Source organism: Ochrobactrum quorumnocens, assembly GCF_002278035.1.
Lineage (GTDB): Bacteria > Pseudomonadota > Alphaproteobacteria > Rhizobiales > Rhizobiaceae > Brucella > Brucella quorumnocens.
Genome location: NZ_CP022605.1, coordinates 511993 through 529017, shown reverse-complemented (window position 1 = coordinate 529017; position 17025 = coordinate 511993). Strand labels below are relative to the sequence as shown.

Sequence of the window (17025 nt, the reverse complement as noted above, 5' to 3'; positions counted from 1 at the left end):
GAGCTTGAGTTTGATCTCAAATAAAGCCATGTATTTAAACAAACGGATAAAATGTTGGTTGTGGGGCGTTGTATCGCCCCAAAACCCTTGGAATTAAAGCAAAGCTCGAACTTCCGCTATGGCAGCATGTACCTGTTTTGGAGCTGTGCCGCCTCGATGATTACGGCTCGCAACTGAGCCTGCGACGGACAGAACATTGAATACATCATCGCCGATCACAGGTGCGAAAGCCTGCATTTCTGGCAGGGGCAAATCTGACAGCGTGTTCAGCTGTTTTTCCCGAGCATGACCGACGATAGCAGCCACGGCGTGGTGAGCATCCCGGAAAGGCAGGCCGGCACGCACAAGATAATCAGCAAGGTCTGTCGCAGTTGAATAACCTTGATCTGCTGCCAGAAGCATCTTCTCCTTCTTCACCTTTATCGAAGGGATCATCTGTGTTGTTACAGCTACCGCGCCGCGGACTGTTTCAAGACTATCTGTAAGTGGGGGTTTGGATTCCTGCTGATCTTTGTTGAAGGCAAGGGGCTGGCTTTTCATCAGTGATGCCGAGAAAGCGAGGTTCCCAATCAGTCTCGCAGCTTTGCCGCGCAACAGTTCAGCGAGATCGGGGTTACGTTTTTGTGGCATGATCGAAGATCCGGTGCAGAACTGGTCTCCGACTTCTATGAAGTCGAACATGGGGGTGCACCAGAGAATAATTTCTTCTGATAGCCGCGAAAGATGACCCATGATGATCGCACCTAGACTGCAGATATCTATAACGTAATCACGGTCGGACACAGCATCAAGTGAGTTTCGAAACGCTGCACTAAAACCGAGCTGTGCGGCGCTGTAGTTTGGATCAATCGGGAAACCTGTGCCGGCAAGCGCCGCAGCACCGAGTGGCGATATGTTGAGACGTTCGCGAGATTCTTTTGCCCGCTGACGATCGCGCAAAAACATCTCAGTATAAGCCATCAGATGGTGGCCGAACGTAATCGGCTGTGCAGCCTGAAGATGCGTGAAGCCGGGCATTATTGTTTCCGCGTGTTCTTCAGCAAGATCAACAAGTGCACGAATAAGAGCAGAAATTTCCGTATCGAGTTTGTCAAGTTCACTACGGGCGTAGAGGCGTATATCGGTCGCGACCTGATCGTTACGCGAGCGCGCAGTATGAAGTTTCTTGCCGGGCTCACCTACAAGGTCAGTCAAGCGCTTCTCAACGTTCATATGAACGTCTTCAAACTCTTTTTTCCAGACGAATTCTCCCGATTGCATTTCTTGAGCGATCTTATTCAGACCGGACTGGATCGCCAGATTTTCTTCTTTTGTTAAAATTCCGGCACGCGTCAGCATGTCAGCGTGTACGAGCGAGCCATGAACATCATACAGTGCGATGCGCTTATCCTGATCGAGACATTCATGGAAATCGCGGAAATCGTCAGCGACTGCTTCTTTAAACAGTGGTGACCAGGTGGAAGCCGTATTGGTTGACATCTAACATTGTCCTCAGTTTTGCATTGGGGATTGCAGGAGGGGAAGAAGCGCCCTCACGTCGGGGATGTTTTCGAGGTTGAGGATCCGTTCCCGTATCGCGTTAACCTGCGCAAGTGGCAGAATTGCTTTGCTAAGATCGTGATATTTACCGGTGATCTGCTCAACAGAAAGAGGATTGTCCGGGCCGCCGAGAGGGGCTTCGACCACTTGCCGGTGCTCCGCACCGCTATGGGTCATAATCCTGACTTCCGGTTCATCTTCATCGGCCATGGTTTTGTCGATTTCTATGGTCATTTTGTCGAGCCACTGCGCAATTTCAGGCGCTTCCCAAGCATTGTTGGCAAGTTCATCCAGGAAAACCTTGCCAAAATGCAGTCTGGCGGCAATCGCATAAGGCAGGCTCATCTGCGCCTGTGCACGCGTCATAACTGACTTGCTGCCGCACATTGCAAACTGAAACGCACTCATTCCAACTTCGATTTTAGCCACATTGGAAGTGCTCACACCATCTTTCTCGAAAATCAGGTTGATGGCGTCGATTGCGGAATGGGTTCCACGACATGTCGCATAAGGCTTGATTGAGCAGCGATTGATACGCCAGAATACACCGTAATCGCGTATAAGTGTCTGCGGATCAGCTTGGTCTCCGCAATAGGTTGCAAAGAAGCTTCCCCACTGATCGGGTTCAAATACAGCCTCTGGTCCCTTAAAGCCGCTTCGCGCCAGGTAGGAAGCCAGAACCCCGGCTTCGGCAGCACGTCCGGAGTGCAGCTTTTTCGCAGAGCTTCCGTTGCCGATAAAAGCCCATGTTCCTGCAGCGAATGAACAGGCCGTGCCAAGCGCCGAGGAGAGATCATGCGTGTTGAGTTTGAGAAGAGAGCCAACTGCGGCCGTAGCCCCAAAAACGCCACATGTGCCGGTCGAGTGCCAACCGTGACCGTTATGGGTCTCATAGCCACCCGCGGCCTCAAGCACACGGCGACCAACCTCATAGCCCAGAATAATACTGCGCAGAAAAGCCGCGCCGGTCACAGGCTCCGAAATATCTGCAAGAGCAGCAATCGCCGCGGGAATTACGACAGCGCCCGAATGATCGCAACCACCGCTGTCATCAAGCTCATAGGCATGAGCCGAGACACCGTTGATTAAAGCTGCCGTGCGGGCGTTCGTGGAATAAGATGTTCCCCAAACCGCACAATGACCTTCGCCACCAGATGGTTGCAGTACTTCCAGCATTTTTTGTGTTTCAAATGATCGTGCGCCTGCAAGAGAGACCCCGATCGTATCAAGAACATGTATTTTAGTTTTGTCGATTGTCGCTTCCGAAAAAGCAGATTCAGGCGTTTTAGTGAGAAGACCTGCAAGCGCATCTGTTATCATTGTGCGGTCTCCTGCACATAATCGTTGTAAACATTTATCGGATGTTGTGGTGGAGAAGGCTGCAAATGCTGAAGGCACCATTGTGCAATTTCAGGCGCTGTCGCAAACCAAACGTCATTGTGACTCTGGATGTAGTCTATCATATCTTCAATGATGCTGATCCTGCCCGGCGTGCCACTCCATTCCGGATGGATTTGCAGTACAAAGCAGCCCCCATAGCGATGATAGGCATCGAATTCAGCTTTCCAGTTTGCAAGAACCGCCTCATATGCCGGAAGCCTGCTCTGACCTTTTGGAAAGGCTGGAGTGAAGTTGAACTGAAAGTAGGGACGATCATCAAGTTCGATATGCACGGGGATTTCCAGCAACCGCGATTGATGAAGAAATGGGACGTCATCGCCATTCAACGATGCCGACCACTCGAAGCCAGCTTCAAGAAGTTGCCGGTCAAATCCATGAGGCCAGTTGCCTGCTGGGAGCCGAAAACCTGTGATCTCCTGATTGAGGCAGGTTTCAAGAAGTGTTTTCGATTGCCTGATGCGGTCCAGCGTTACCTGCGGACTTAGAAGATCGTAACGTTCAATAGTGAGGCCGTGGCTCGCGAAGTCATGTCCGCTAGCGTGTATATCGCGAAGAAGTGCTTCGTGTGTCTCAGTGAGTGTCGCGGGGACGAACCAGCTGGTCGCCAGCTTCTTGTCTTCGAATGTACGGCACAGGCGTTCGACACCGCGAGCCGCTCCATATTTCCATACAGAGAAGCTTTTGTTACGATCAGCAAGATCGGGCGCAGTGGCGAGTGCATCCAGTCCATCACTAAACAGAATAGAAATTGAAGCGGCGCAGCCCTTGCCTTCTGGCCAAAACGATTGAGACCCAATGGTCTGGGTTAGATGTGATTGGGATTGTACAGACATCAGTTTTTCACCCGGTCTGTTTGTGCGCCGTTTGTCGCGATCCACCACTGTGCTACCTCCGAGAGGCGTGTGCACCACACATCATCACCATGCGCTTTGATCGCACGAAACAGACCTTCGAGAATTGAAAGACGTCCCGGACGGGCGCAAACCTTTGGGTGAAGTATCGTCGTCCAGCACAGACCGTCACGATGATAACCTTCAAATTCGGCTTTCCAGTTGGCTTCAACGGTCCGGTAATCGGAAATGCGATCCAGCCCAACAGGAAAATCGGGTTCTTCCGTATAGGCGAGGGCAGTATAGTCGTCGATGTCCCATCGGGCCGGGATTTCGACGAGACCGTGACCGGGCATGAATGTGTCGTGGAAGTAAGGCCTGTCATCACCACGCATGGAGCTTGAGTAAATAATGCCAAAGGTTTTGAGCAATTCTGCTGTTTCATTGCTCCAATCCCCGGATGGTGTGCGGAAGCCAACAGGCGTCACGCCGAGATAGCGTTGGAAGATTGCTTTGGAAGTTTCCATAATATCAAGCTGTTGCTGCGCAGTGCAGTCTATAAAAACCTCATGTCGGTGGCCGTGATAGGCAACTTCGTGTCCCTCGGTAGCAATGCGGATGCAATGCTCGGTCCAATGTGAAACAACCCAGGTTGGAATGAAGAAGGTGGCCTTCAGCTCATATCGCGCCAGTAGCTCCAAAAGTCGGGGCAGGGCTTTCCAGGGGCCATACGCACCTTGGGTGAAATATCGTGCATTGTCCCGCAGCGAGCCGTCGAGCATCGCGTCCCCAGTCGGACCATCTACGTCAAACGCTAAAGCGACCGCTGAGCGCCGCCCTTTTGGCCAGAGAATTGGTCGTTGATGTAAAGAAGACTGCAGCATTGAGACGCTCGCTACCTTATTTGCAGATACTGAAATTGTTCGCGCACTTAGCCTGCGGAACGCGCAAACGCGTTCCGTTGGTTTGATTTTGATATTGTTAAGCTCTGTTGAGGCTTACTTAACGCCGTTAATGACGGCCTTTTCGACCGCGTTGTGGGTCAAGCCCCACTTCTTTAGAATTTCAGCGTAAGTGCTATCTTTGATAACTTCGTCGAGCGCTGTGGCGACCGCATCGCGCAGGGCGGTGTTCGATTTTTTAAAGCCCATGCCGAATGTATCATTGCTTAGCAGCGGGTCGCCGATGAGTGTGAAAGTATCGGGTTCGAGACGCATCTGATAGGCAATGGTTTCAATTCCCTGTACCACGGCGTCGTAGCGGCCTTGCTTCATTCCCAGACGTGCAGCATTGGAATCTGCCGTGCCTTCAAATACGATTGCTGGTTTGCCCTTTGCTACGCAGTTTGTTGCGCTCCAGTCGGTGACGTTGGTTCCGAAGGTCGTGCTGCGGCTTCCTGCAACTTTCTTGCCGCAAAGATCTTCTGGCTTCTTATAGTCTGCTGCATTTGCACTCGTTGTGAAAAGAATGGGGCCGCTCGTAAGGTAGTCGACAAAATCCATGCTTTCTTGACGCTTTGGATTGTCGCTCATACCGGAAACGATAATGTCACCGCGTCCGGTTTGCAGTCCGCTTTGCAGTTCCTGAAATGCAGAAGTTACAAGAAGCACATTCAGGTTGAGCTTCTTTGCCACGGCATTAATAAGATCAATGTCGAGGCCATCAAGTGTGCCGGTTTCTGGATTGACGAATTCCATCGGTGGGTAAATGGGGTTGACCAATACGCGCAGTTCGCCTTCATTGACCAGATTGAGATTGTTGTCTGCCATTGCTGCAGATGCTGATAACAGCGTCATAGCTGTTGCGATAAGGGTAGTAAGCTTCATGATGTTCTCCTCGTGATTATTTTTTTGTTAGAGTACTGCTGACACGAAATTTCTAATTCGTGGATTTGTAGGATTATTGAGCACCTGATCAGGTGTTCCCGTTTCAACGATGCGACCCTCATCCATAAAGATCACACGATCTGCCACCTCGCGGCAGAAGCCGATTTCGTGGGTGACGACGATCATCGTGGTGCCTGATGCAGCAAGTTCTTTCATCACGCCGAGCACTTCACCAACAAGTTCCGGGTCAAGGGCCGAGGTCGGCTCATCAAACAGCATGGCTTTGGGGCGCATGGCGAGCGCACGGGCAATTGCCACACGTTGCTGTTGGCCGCCTGAAAGTTCCGCTGGATATGAATCTGCTTTGTCAATGAGTCCGACGCGGCTGAGTAACTGCTGTGCTTCCGATACACATTGCGACTTTGGGCGTTTTTGTACGCCGGTGGGTCCGGCGATTATGTTTTGCAGAACGGTGAGATGCGGAAAGAGATGAAACCGCTGAAACACCATGCCAACAGCCTGGCGCTGTTTTGCTTTTTGCTTGTCGCTGAGCGGATAGAGCTTCGTTCCTTCAATGCGAAAGCCAGCTATTTCAGCATCGACCGAAATATATCCCGAATTGATTTTCTCAAGCTGATTTATGCAGCGCAGAAAGGTGCTTTTGCCTGAACCGGATGGACCGATGATGCAAACGACTTCACCTTTATGAATATCAAAGTTGATATCTTTGAGGACGTGAAAACTGTCGTAATATTTTTGAAGCCCGCGAGCATGAATGATCGGTTCCATCATGCTTCCTCCTCGGCGATTGTCTGAACAATTTGCTGCTTCGGATTGCGTCTTCCCCAACCTTTTGAGAAATGCCGTTCGACATAGAGCTGAACAATACTCAGCACGGTGACTATTACCATGTACCAAACTGCAGCAACAATCAGCAGTTCGATAACGCGTGAGTTGACATAATAAATATCTTCAACGCTTCGAAGGACTTCTGAATATTGGATGACACTTGCCAGTGAAGTGAGCTTAACCATGCCGATTGTTTCATTGCCAATTGGTGGAACGATCACACGCATCGCCTGAGGGAGAACGATCTTGATCATCGCTCGGAGACTCGTCATACCAACTGACTGAGCGGCTTCCGTTTGTCCTTTATCAATGGACATAATGCCGGCTCTCACAACCTCGGCAGTATAAGCGCCCTGTTGAATTCCAAGACCAAGAAATGCCGCTACAAAAGGGGTCATAATTTCGACAGTCTTGACTGAAAAAAGTCCCGGAATACCAATGGTTGGAAAAATAAGCGCCAGATTGAACCATAAAAGTAATTGAAGCAGAGCTGGAATGCCGCGAAACAACCAAACATAACCGATTGAAATACTACGCAGAACACCATTATCCGACATACGCATCATTGCCGCTACCACGCCTAGCAATATGCCAATCGCCATCGCGCAGAACGTCATGATAATTGTATTGACGACGCCAGAGAGCACCGCAGGTGCAAACAGATTTGCAGAGACATATTGCCAGGCAATGTCACCTTTCCAGAAAGCTCTGATAAGAAACAAAACTGCGACGACGCACGCGACTGCGAGAGCTTTCGTTGCCCAACGACGCGGTGGGACGATTTCCAGTTTCCCTGGGTCTCCGATCAATGGCTGTGTCATCAAGTTCCCTCTGGCTTTTTGCTCAGTGCTTTTATTAAGCGCGATATTGAAAGCTCCCATTCGATTTAACAAACGCAAATCAGGTATAGGATTTATGCGGTTTGGGTATAAATCTTTACTTTTAATCTTCGGGGAAAAGGTAAGTCGAAATATTCGTCGCTGCTCTTATCAGAAGCTTCGTTTCATGTTTGCCATCGCTATCGACGTCGGATAGGTGAACGTTAAGCCCATCAGGTACCCCACATCGAAAATTAAAAATTTCAGATTTTCCAAAGGTCGCTATGCCTATTTATGAACTGGCAGCATTAGGAGCCGCTATATGCTGGGCTCTTACCGGTCTCATTTCTGCTGGACCTGCCGGTCATCTCGGCGCGTTCACATTCAATCAGATGCGGCAGATATTTGTCAGTTTTTTGCTGATTATCTATGTGGTGGCGACCGGAACATGGCATGGATTGACTATTGCCACAGCGATCCCGCTTTTCCTTTCCGGCATCATAGGCATATTCCTTGGCGACACCATGCTCTTTGCAACGCTCAACAGATTGGGGCCGCGCCGTGCAGGGATTTTGTTCGCCATGAATGCGCCGATCGCGGCGTTCCTCGGATGGGCAGTGCTGGGTGAAACACTAAACCTTCGGATAGTCATCGGTATCGCAGTCACGATCGTCGGAGTATGCTTTGCAATATTCTTCAATAATCGCCGTGTGGTTACACATCCGTGGGAGACAGTTCGAGGTTCTTTAGTTGCGGGCATTTCATTGGGTCTTCTGGCAGCGATTGGACAGGCAATCGGCTCCATCATTGTGCGACCAGTCATGGAAAGTGGTATCGATCCATTTCTCGCTTCACTGCTTCGTGTTGGCACGGCGGCCTGCTGCCTCAGCGTTCTCTCTGCGTTTCCGATAGCAGCAGTTCGACCGCGTAACCGCATGTCTATGCAAGTGGCATCTATGACCGCTCTATCGGGGTTTCTTTCGCTCGCGATGGGTATGACATTGCTATTATTCGCTCTTTCAGGCGGAGAAACAGGCATAGTTTCTACGATTTCAGCAACGACACCAGTCATTATTCTTCCGATGCTGTGGCTACGCACGGGTCAAAAGCCAACCCCAGGAGCTTGGGTTGGAGCGATATTCGTTGTCGCAGGACTGGCCTTGATTGTGTTAACTTAATGTTTGTAATGCTAAATCGCCGGATCCAAGTAGCTTTAAAAGCTACACTAACTGCGTAGAGCAAAGATTTTTGACTGGCAATCAGTCATTTAGATTGCAGTTCGATCTGGTAATCCTGCGTTTTCTTATTCTCTTGTGACGCCATTCCTTTATTCCGATTTTCGAAAGTCTTGCAAACACGTTGGCAAGCGCGGGGGTCACCTTGAGCATCTGCATCGCTGTCGGAGAGCCTATCCATCATTTGTAATTACAAAAAAACTGGGCAATGCCGTTGACATCCGGATTGCGAGAGGTTTAATTGTAATTACAAATAAAAAAGGGAACAACAATGAAATTGCCTCTATCAATTGCGGCGCTGACTGTTGCGCTGTTTGCTGGTTCGTTGTCAGGCGTTCAAGCCGAAGAGCAGCGCGAAATTGTTATCGCCAATGAAGGCGGCTTTCCTCCGTTCAACATGACGGCCGCGGATGGCACGCTCCAGGGTTTCGATATCGATCTCGGCAATGCCATGTGCGAGATCATGAAGGCCAAATGTAGCTTCGTGACCAATGAATGGAGCGGTATCATTCCCGCCCTACTTGCGGACAAGTTCGATGTCGTCATCGGCGGCATGGGTATTACTGAAGAGCGAAAAAAGCGTGTTATCTTCAGCGAGCCCTATGCGCGCACCTATTCATATTTCGGTGTGATCGAAGGCAAGGAGTTCCACATTTCACCGGAAACGATGAAGGACAAGACGATTGGCGTGCAGCAAGGCACGACGAATGCGGCCTATATCGAAAAGACCTATCCTGGTCTGGAAGTCCGGCGTTATCCATCCATGGATGCCCTGGTTTCTGACCTCAAGACCGGTCGTATTGATATAGTTCTCGGCGATATCGAGCCCTTTGTTGGGAAAAAAGACGACGCACCGAAATTGATCAATATCGGTGATCCGGTCCAGGTATCGGAAGGTATAGGCATGGCTTTCCGTCCGACAGATACGGCGCTGCGGGATGAATTCAACGCTGCGCTCAAGACGACACGCGACAACGGTGTCTGGGATGAGCTTGCCAAAAAATGGGGCCCGCCAATCAAGTGATTTCGTGGCCTGTTGCTTCCATAGCGCAATTGTGATGATCGGCTGCCCCGATAACTGAGGGCGGTAGCAAGCCTGAAATTCCATCTCCACCAGCGCCTAAAAAGCAGCCACTACCCGGCTTCGAATAATATCAGGAGTCGCACCCTCTGGCTTCCCGGGTATTTCCCGGGCAGCGTCGGGAAAAATGTGCGCTTGGCAGGAAATCGGCATAAATTTTGCGTCGACATGGCGCTACAGAAACGGGTTATCTGCATGCTTGAGTATCTGGAATCTGGCTGGGGCTGGCAATTTGCGAGAGCCTTCGGCGTCAGCCTGATAGTGGCAATCTTCAGTTTCGCCTTCAGCATGCTGATCGGGATCATGCTTGCAATGGTCGCCAGTTCGCGACTTAAGGGAGCAGCCTTCGTCGTCAGGCTTTACACCTATATTTTCCGGAGCCTTCCAGACATTCTACTGCTGATCCTGATTTTCTACACCGCTGATGGCACTCTCAACAGCCTGATCTCTGTCATTCCGGGCATGTCTCACATCAAGATCAGTCCGCTGGTGCCGGGCATCATGTCCACATCGATCGTGCTCGGTGCTTATTCAACCGAGCTCTTCAAGGCCGGCTGGGCGGATATTCCTGCCGGGCAGCATGAGGCGGGCCGGGCGCTCGGTTTCTCTGGCTTGCAGTCTTTGGGGCTCATTGTCCTGCCGCAAGTCTACAGAAAAATGATCCCGCATCTCAGTTCTCTCTGGCTGATCAGCATGAAGGAAACGGCGCTTCTGAGCATTATCGGCATTTCCGATATCGTGCGCATCGCCTCGCTCGGGGCGCGTTCAACCGGTGCTCCCTTTACCTTCTACGGCATTGCCATCGCGATCTTCATCGTCTTCGCATTCGTCTCGGCGAAGCTGTTTCACCGGCTTGAAAGACGCTCCCGCCAGCCGATGGGAGGCGTGTGATGGATCTCATCATCTCCTATACGCAGGAAATTCTCGGCGGGCTTTCCACCACCCTCAGCCTGTTCATCATTTCGCTGCTGATCGGCTTTGTGCTCGCCGCGCTTATGGCCTTTGTCCAGATCCGTTTCGGCGGCCTGACATCAAAAATCGTCTGGAACCTGATGTTTTGTATTCGCGGCGTACCCATGCTGCTGATGCTCTATGTCATCTATTACGGCTTTCCGGTTCTGCCCATCATCCGCGAGACGTTTCTGTGGAACATATTTTCCAGCCCGTTCTGGTGCGCGATTCTGTGTCTGGCTATCGTAGAAATGGCCTATACGTCGGAGATTCTGCGTGGCTCCTACTATCAGACGCCAAAGGAGCAGATCGAGGCGGCCAGATCGCTGGGACTGACCGGCTTCCAGACCTTCCGGGTAGCAATTTTTCCAGCCATGCTGCGCAACGGATTCGCCGCCTATACGACAGAAGTCATCATGCTCTGTAAGTCGACGGCCCTGGCGTTTACGGTCACGGTCATGGATGTCATGGGCTTTGCCAATGAAATCCGCTCACGCACGCTCGATATCTATGAGCCGCTGCTGATTGCCGGCATCATATATCTCTGCATCACCATCATCACACGGGTCGCTATCTCGATGCTTTTCTCGCTCGTTTCCGTTTCGGGGCGGGGAGGCGTCGAAGCGCTGTGACCACCCTGCCCATGATCTGAAAGAAAGGGGCCAGGCATGCCCGACACGAATATCGAAAAGTCGATTGAAATTGAAAAGATGAGCAAGTGGTTCGGTGACTTCCAGGTCCTGGACGATATCAATCTCAGCGTACGTGAAGGTGAAAAGATCGTCGTTTGCGGTCCTTCCGGCTCCGGTAAATCAACTATGATCCGCTGCATCAACGGCCTTGAATCTTTTCAGGGCGGCAAGATCACCGTCAATGGTGTCGAGCTTTCGCAGAAATCAAAGGTGCTGGATGCGGTTCGCAAGAATGTCGGCATGGTTTTCCAGCAGTTTAACCTCTTTCCACATCTCACCGTGCTGGAGAACTGCACGCTGGCGCTACGGTGGGTTCACAAGGTACCCCGCCACGAGGCCGATGGCATTGCCCGCCGTTATCTGAAGCGGGTGAGAATACCCGAGCAGGCAGATAAATATCCCCGGCAGCTTTCTGGCGGGCAGCAGCAGCGTGTAGCCATCGCGCGTTCACTCTGCGTTAAACCATCGGTCCTGCTATGCGACGAGCCAACCTCCGCACTCGACCCGGAAATGGTCAAGGAGGTGCTGGAAACGTTGGCAGACCTGGCGCAGGACGGCATCACAATCATCTGCGTAACGCATGAAATGGGCTTTGCGCGCAAGATCGCCGATCGCGTCATCTTTATGGATCAGGGCAAGATCGTCGAGGAAGCGCCACCGTCCATATTTTTCGAAAACCCGAACGAAGCGCGCACCAGGCACTTCCTTGAGCAGATACTGCACTAGCGCAAGCTACAGCTTGCGCTCCGAAGGACCAAGATTGTCCAGGTAATTTGAAGGTAACACGATGACAGATCTGAATATCGAGACTCCCTCGCTTGCGAAGGGACAGAGATCGCTTGGTCCGGGAAATCCGGCTTTTCCGCTGCTGCCTGCCCTGCTTTCGGGTTGCCCCGAAACTTCGAATGAAAGCATGCAGTTTCCGCTGGAAGTGGATTACGACTATGCAGCCGTATCCCGAGTTCGTTTTTCGAAGGGGACGAGATGGAATGACTGGCAGGAAATCCTGCCGCCACTTCACCCAAAAATGACCATGCCGGTTGGGAATACGCCGCTGGTCGATGTTTCCAGCGTTGCGCCGCCCGCCTTCCGTGACCGGAGCGTATTCGTCAAGGACGAGAGCCGCAACCCGACCTGGAGTCACAAGGACCGGCTGAATACATTCACGGTTTCGGCGGCGCTTTATGAGGGCGCCTCGACGATCATAGTCGCTTCTTCAGGCAATCATGGCGTATCGGCCGCTGCAATGGCCAGCCGCGCCGGTCTTAATTGCATTGTGCTGACCATGCCGGAAGTCAGTCCGGCATTTCGCGATATGATCCTTGGCTATGGCGCATTTCCCGTATTCCTGCCCGCCGAGGATCGCTGGCCGGCATTGCGTACGCTTCAGGAACTGCCAGGCACCTATCCAGTCAGCAATCTGACATCGGTCCATACGGGTCACCCGTGGGGGCCTGAAGGCTACAAGACTATTGCCTATGAAATCCTTGCAGATCTCGATGGCCAGACCCCATCTGCCGTGCTGGTGCCGACCGGCTATGGCGAGATGCTTTACGGCATCTACAAGGGCTTCAACGAAGCGAAGCTTTTGGGCCATACCGACCGCATACCACAGCTCGTTTCCATCGAGCCAGCCGCCCGTGGCCCGCTCTTTCATGCAATTGAGGCCGGGGTTCCGGCAATCACCGTCGAGGCGAGGCCGACCTTTCAATCCGGTACCGCCACGACGGTCAATGGCTATCGCTCGGTTGTCGCCATCCGCGAAAGCAACGGCTTGCCGATGCTGGTAGATGATAATGCGGCGTGGGCAGCCCATGCCGTCATGGCGCGTCAGGGTCTGTGGCAGGAATATTCCTCCAGTGCGGCATTTGCGGCGTTGGATCATATCGCAGGGTTCGAAAACGATGGTCCTGTGGTGGTTATCGGTTGCTCGACAGGACTGAAAGAGCCGACGGAGCCCAGGCAGGCGCCCGTTGTGAAGGCGGATATCGCATCACTGCGCGATTATCTCAAAACGGAATTCGGTTTCGAAATCTGACCGGCATAAACGGGCGGCTAGTCCACCCGGCAGCTCTATCAAGGGAAACAGCGGATGTCTGACATAGGGAAAACGCTTCAGGAGGCGGATCGCAACCTCGAAGCCGGGCTGACCAAACTCCTCGATCTGATAGCGATCCCCTCCATTTCGGGCGATCCCTCAGGTGCGGAGGGCATCGGACAGGCGGCGCGCTGGCTTGAGAACGAGCTTGCCGAGCTTGGCTTCAACGCGCGCATTGTCGAAACCGACGGCCATCCGCTGGTGCTCGCCCACTCGGCCGGTGCCGTTGCCGAAAACAGCCCGAGAATGCTCTTTTACGGGCATTACGATGTGCAGCCCGTCGGCGAACCGGACGCGTGGAAGCACCCGCCCTTCGCACCCGAGATTATCGAGGAGGACGGGCGTCGCCGGTTCTATGGCCGTGGCGCATCGGATAGCAAAAGTCAGCTCTGGACATACATCGAAGGGTTGCGCGCCTGGAAAAACATTCATGGGGATTTTCCAGGCAAGGTGATTGTCCTGTTGGAAGGTGAGGAAGAATCCGGCTCGCATAGCCTGCCCGCCTTTCTTGAAGCCCACCGGGAAGAACTGGCCTGCGATGTTGCCTTCATCTGCGACAGCGATATGTGGTCGCCCACGCAGCCCGCGCTGAGCATTCGTCTCAAAGGGCTTCTCCACGAAAAGGTGACGGTGCACGCGCCGAATGGCGATCTGCATTCAGGGTTTTTTGGTGCCATCGCGGCCAATCCCGTTCGTATTCTCAGCGCGATCCTTGCAGGCATTCACGATGAAAATGGCCGCGTGATGATTAAGGGTTTCTATGATGGTGTGAGCGACATCTCGCCGGAGCTTCGCCAGCAATGGCGGGCACTGGCGCAAGAGACCGACCTTGTTGAAAAGGTCGATCTGCGCGGCGGCGTTATCGAGAATGGCTATTCGCTTCTGGAGGCCATCTGGGGGCGACCCACCGTCGATCTGAACGGTATCACCGGCGGCAATCAGGGGCCGGGCGAGCGCTCGGTGATTCCCGGATCGGCAACCGCCAGGCTTTCCTTCCGGCTGGTGGAAGGGCAGGATCCAACTAGGATACGCGAACTGTTCCAGGCCTATGTCCGCTCCCGCCTGCCGGATGGTTGCACGGTGGAATTCGAGGGGTTTCCCGGAAGCAGCGCCGTCGCCATGCCCGAGGACAATCCGTTCGTGAAAGCTACCGCTCGCGGCCTCGAGGAGGAATGGGGAAAACCAACCATCCTTAAGGGTTCCGGCGGCTCCATTCCGCTTGCGCAGCAGTTCCGCGATATGCTGGGCATCGATTGTATCGTGATTGGCTTCATCCTGCCCGATGATGCCATCCACGCACCGGACGAACGTTATGATGTCGGGCGTTTTCACAAGGGCGTGCGCAGCTGGGTCCGCATTCTCGAGGAAATCCGCAGCAGCATGAATATGCCCGGCCAGGGCAACTAGAGCCAGTGTCCAGCGTCCGTTCCATAAGTTTTTTCCGGCTTTGGTCGGGCAATACCGCATCGGGTATCGCCACCTGGGCGTTGCCGTTTGTTCTCGGTTTCGCAGTTGCGGATGCTGTTCTCTCTACGGTTGATCTGGGCATATTTCTCGCGCTGCGCTCGGCGGGTTTTCTGGCCGCCGTGCCGGTTGCAGGCGTCATGGCGGATCGGGTGGGAAGTCGTCGGATTATTCTGGTGTCGAGCCTGATTGCCGCCTGCGGCGCAGCGCTGATATTTATCGACCTTGCGGGAGATATGCGACCGTTCTCCATTCTCACCGCAGCAGGCGTTGTGCTTTCGGGCATGGGGCAGGGCGCTTGCAGGCCGGTCTACCAGTCCATCGTTCCCGTATTTGTGCCGGAGGCAGATCTTCAAATTGCCAATGCGGCGCTTAGTTTTTCGGTGCGGGCAACGATCCTTGTCGGCCCGGCGGCGGCGACCATCGTGGCAACCATGTTTGGGCTGGAAGCGGCTTTTCTTTCCATCGGTTTATTGTGGATGATCAGCGCGCTACTTCCGCCATGGCCCGCCGAACCGCATGGTGAAACCGGGCGGACTGTCGCGGGAACAGGCCTTGCTGTAAGGTTCGTCGCCGACTTGCTCGAAGGCTATCATGAAGCGCGCCGCCATCCGTGGTTCTTTGCAGCGCTAGCCGCGCTGTCGGCGGTGATCGCCACCGGCTATTCCGTCACCGGCGTTCTCGTGCCGCTGATCAGCACGACCGTTTACAATAATGCGAGCCTGCTGGCCGGTAGCGTTACGGCCTATATGTCCGGTGCACTTCTGGGCGGCATTGCAATCTCTTACTGGAAACCCGTCAAAAGAGGCTGGTGGGCGCTTGCCGGTTTGGGTGCCTATAGCGCAGTGCCGCTCAGCCTTCTTGTGCCGGAAATTTTCTGGATACCGATGGCGGCCTATGTGATTGCCGGTTTCGGGATGGAGCTTTTCAACGTCATCTGGTTTACCGCTATCCAGGGCGAAATGGAGCGCCGCAAGCTGGCCCGCGTTTCATCGCTGGATTTTATCGTATCCTATGGCCTTGCGCCGCTCGGGCTTTCAGCTATCGCGCCCTTGTCGCAAGGGGTGGGGATGACGACGGTTCTTGTCGCCACGGCCGTTATCTGTGTTCTGGCGGCATGTTTTGCGGCCGCAGTGCCGACAGCCCCGGAATTTCGTATGAAACATGTGTGAGCCGGATATTTTTACCTGATGAACTGATTAAGCAGAAACAAGGGAGCCAGCATGACAGGCAAGATGAAAAGCCAGGTCTGGACGACAATTGACTTCGAACAGCGCGGTGTGCAGAGCGATTATGCCCGGGTGCCTTTTTCATCCGATACGTCGGCCTATGGCTGGATTCCAGTGCCCATGGTCTGCATCAATGGCGGCGAAGGTCCTACGGTTCTGCTCACGGCGGGCACTCATGGCGATGAATATGAGGGACAGATTGCCCTCCGCAGAATTGCTGCCGCATTGTGCGATACGAAGGTCAGGGGCCGCGTCATCATACTGCCTGAACTGAACCGCCCCGCAGTTATTGCTGGGTGCAGAAATTCCCCGCTTGATTCCGGCAATCTCAACCGGCTGTTTCCAGGCATCGCAAATGGCGGGCCCACAAGCATGATTGCCCACTATGTAACCACAGCTCTTTTTCCGCTGGCTGATTATGTGCTGGATCTTCACTCCGGCGGAAGCTCTCTGGATTATATGCCGGTTGCCTTTGCACATCGGGGGCGTATGCCGAAGCAGGAAAAGCGCATTGCCGCATTGCTCGACAGCTTCTCCGCGCCCAACACCATTCTCACCGATGGCCGGGGCGGCGGCGGCGCAACGACGCTCTACGCATCGGCTGCCGCGCATGGGCTTGCCGCCCTGACCACGGAGCTTGGCGGTGGGCCCGGATTGTCGCAAGGCGGCATAACGCTGGCTGAAGCGGGAATACGCCGTGTTCTGCGGGACTTCGGTGTCGTCCCCGAGCTTCTGGCGCCGGAAAAGCTGCCAACCCGCATGCTCAGGATGCTGCCGCCCGAAACATCAATCTATGCACTATCGGATGGTCTTTTCGAGCCGTTGCAACAGGTTGGATCGACTGTGCGCAAGGGTGACCTGGCGGGGTTTCTGCATCCCATTGGGTTGCCGTTCAACGAGCCGACGGAGCTTCGCTTCGCAGCCGATGGCATCGTTGTCTATCGCAGGTTTCCGACATTGAGCGCCGCCGGAGACGCTTTATACGGCCTGTGCGCGCCTGTGGAACAGTGAG

Annotated in this window: 16 protein-coding genes; 9 read left to right on the top strand and 7 right to left on the bottom strand. The window is 53.5% G+C overall.

What is annotated here, in order from left to right; genetic code table 11:
• Positions 1-93: 93 nt before the first annotated feature.
• The 7 genes from argH to CES85_RS24640 all read right to left on the bottom strand — a co-directional run bounded on the left by argH (position 94) and on the right by CES85_RS24640 (position 7266).
• Positions 94-1479, bottom strand: coding sequence for an argininosuccinate lyase (argH, locus tag CES85_RS24670; RefSeq protein ID WP_095448440.1), 1386 nt, complete (start codon positions 1477-1479; stop codon positions 94-96).
• 12 nt (positions 1480-1491) lie between these two features.
• Positions 1492-2859 carry an MmgE/PrpD family protein gene (locus CES85_RS24665; RefSeq protein ID WP_095448439.1) on the bottom strand — a complete coding sequence of 456 codons (1368 nt, stop codon included), beginning with the start codon at positions 2857-2859 and terminating at the stop codon, positions 1492-1494.
• Positions 2856-3773, bottom strand: coding sequence for a polysaccharide deacetylase family protein (locus CES85_RS24660; protein WP_095448438.1), 918 nt, complete (start codon positions 3771-3773; stop codon positions 2856-2858). The genes CES85_RS24665 and CES85_RS24660 overlap by 4 nt, the downstream gene beginning before the upstream one ends.
• Positions 3773-4654 (bottom strand): polysaccharide deacetylase family protein, encoded by an 882-nt coding sequence (locus CES85_RS24655; protein WP_095448437.1) that lies wholly within the window; start codon positions 4652-4654, stop codon positions 3773-3775. The genes CES85_RS24660 and CES85_RS24655 overlap by 1 nt, the downstream gene beginning before the upstream one ends.
• Positions 4655-4768: 114 nt before the next feature.
• Positions 4769-5596 carry an ABC transporter substrate-binding protein gene (locus CES85_RS24650; protein WP_095448436.1) on the bottom strand — a complete coding sequence of 276 codons (828 nt, stop codon included), beginning with the start codon at positions 5594-5596 and terminating at the stop codon, positions 4769-4771.
• A gap of 27 nt (positions 5597-5623) precedes the next feature.
• Entirely contained in the window at positions 5624-6385 is a 762-nt protein-coding gene (locus CES85_RS24645; protein WP_095448435.1) for an amino acid ABC transporter ATP-binding protein, read from the bottom strand.
• Positions 6385-7266 carry an amino acid ABC transporter permease gene (locus tag CES85_RS24640; protein WP_095448434.1) on the bottom strand — a complete coding sequence of 294 codons (882 nt, stop codon included), beginning with the start codon at positions 7264-7266 and terminating at the stop codon, positions 6385-6387. The genes CES85_RS24645 and CES85_RS24640 overlap by 1 nt, the downstream gene beginning before the upstream one ends.
• Positions 7267-7547: 281 nt before the next feature.
• Between CES85_RS24640 and CES85_RS24635 the strand changes: the two genes are divergently transcribed.
• The 9 genes from CES85_RS24635 to CES85_RS24595 all read left to right on the top strand — a co-directional run bounded on the left by CES85_RS24635 (position 7548) and on the right by CES85_RS24595 (position 17024).
• The gene (locus CES85_RS24635) at positions 7548-8441 is read left to right on the top strand and encodes a DMT family transporter (protein ID WP_095448433.1); all 894 of its coding nucleotides are present in this window, start codon (positions 7548-7550) and stop codon (positions 8439-8441) included.
• 328 nt (positions 8442-8769) lie between these two features.
• A complete protein-coding gene (locus CES85_RS24630; RefSeq protein ID WP_095448432.1) occupies positions 8770-9522 on the top strand; it encodes a transporter substrate-binding domain-containing protein in 753 nt (250 codons plus the stop codon).
• Positions 9523-9774: 252 nt separating this feature from the next.
• On the top strand, positions 9775-10470 hold the full coding sequence (locus CES85_RS24625) for an ABC transporter permease subunit (protein ID WP_157743511.1): 696 nt from the start codon (positions 9775-9777) through the stop codon (positions 10468-10470).
• Positions 10470-11162 (top strand): ABC transporter permease subunit, encoded by a 693-nt coding sequence (locus CES85_RS24620; RefSeq protein ID WP_095448430.1) that lies wholly within the window; start codon positions 10470-10472, stop codon positions 11160-11162. Before CES85_RS24625 ends, CES85_RS24620 begins: the two co-directional genes overlap by 1 nt.
• 36 nt (positions 11163-11198) lie before the next feature.
• The gene (locus CES85_RS24615) at positions 11199-11948 is read left to right on the top strand and encodes an amino acid ABC transporter ATP-binding protein (protein ID WP_095448429.1); all 750 of its coding nucleotides are present in this window, start codon (positions 11199-11201) and stop codon (positions 11946-11948) included.
• Between the two features lie 61 nt (positions 11949-12009).
• Positions 12010-13260: a threonine synthase gene (locus CES85_RS24610; protein ID WP_095448428.1), complete on the top strand. Its 1251-nt coding sequence runs from the start codon at positions 12010-12012 to the stop codon at positions 13258-13260.
• A 54-nt stretch (positions 13261-13314) separates the two neighbouring features.
• On the top strand, positions 13315-14727 hold the full coding sequence (locus tag CES85_RS24605; RefSeq protein ID WP_095448427.1) for a M20/M25/M40 family metallo-hydrolase: 1413 nt from the start codon (positions 13315-13317) through the stop codon (positions 14725-14727).
• 5 nt (positions 14728-14732) lie between these two features.
• Entirely contained in the window at positions 14733-15956 is a 1224-nt protein-coding gene (locus CES85_RS24600; protein ID WP_095448426.1) for an MFS transporter, read from the top strand.
• 51 nt (positions 15957-16007) lie between these two features.
• Positions 16008-17024 (top strand): M14 family metallopeptidase, encoded by a 1017-nt coding sequence (locus CES85_RS24595; protein ID WP_244923380.1) that lies wholly within the window; start codon positions 16008-16010, stop codon positions 17022-17024.
• The last annotated feature ends 1 nt before the right edge of the window (position 17025 follow it).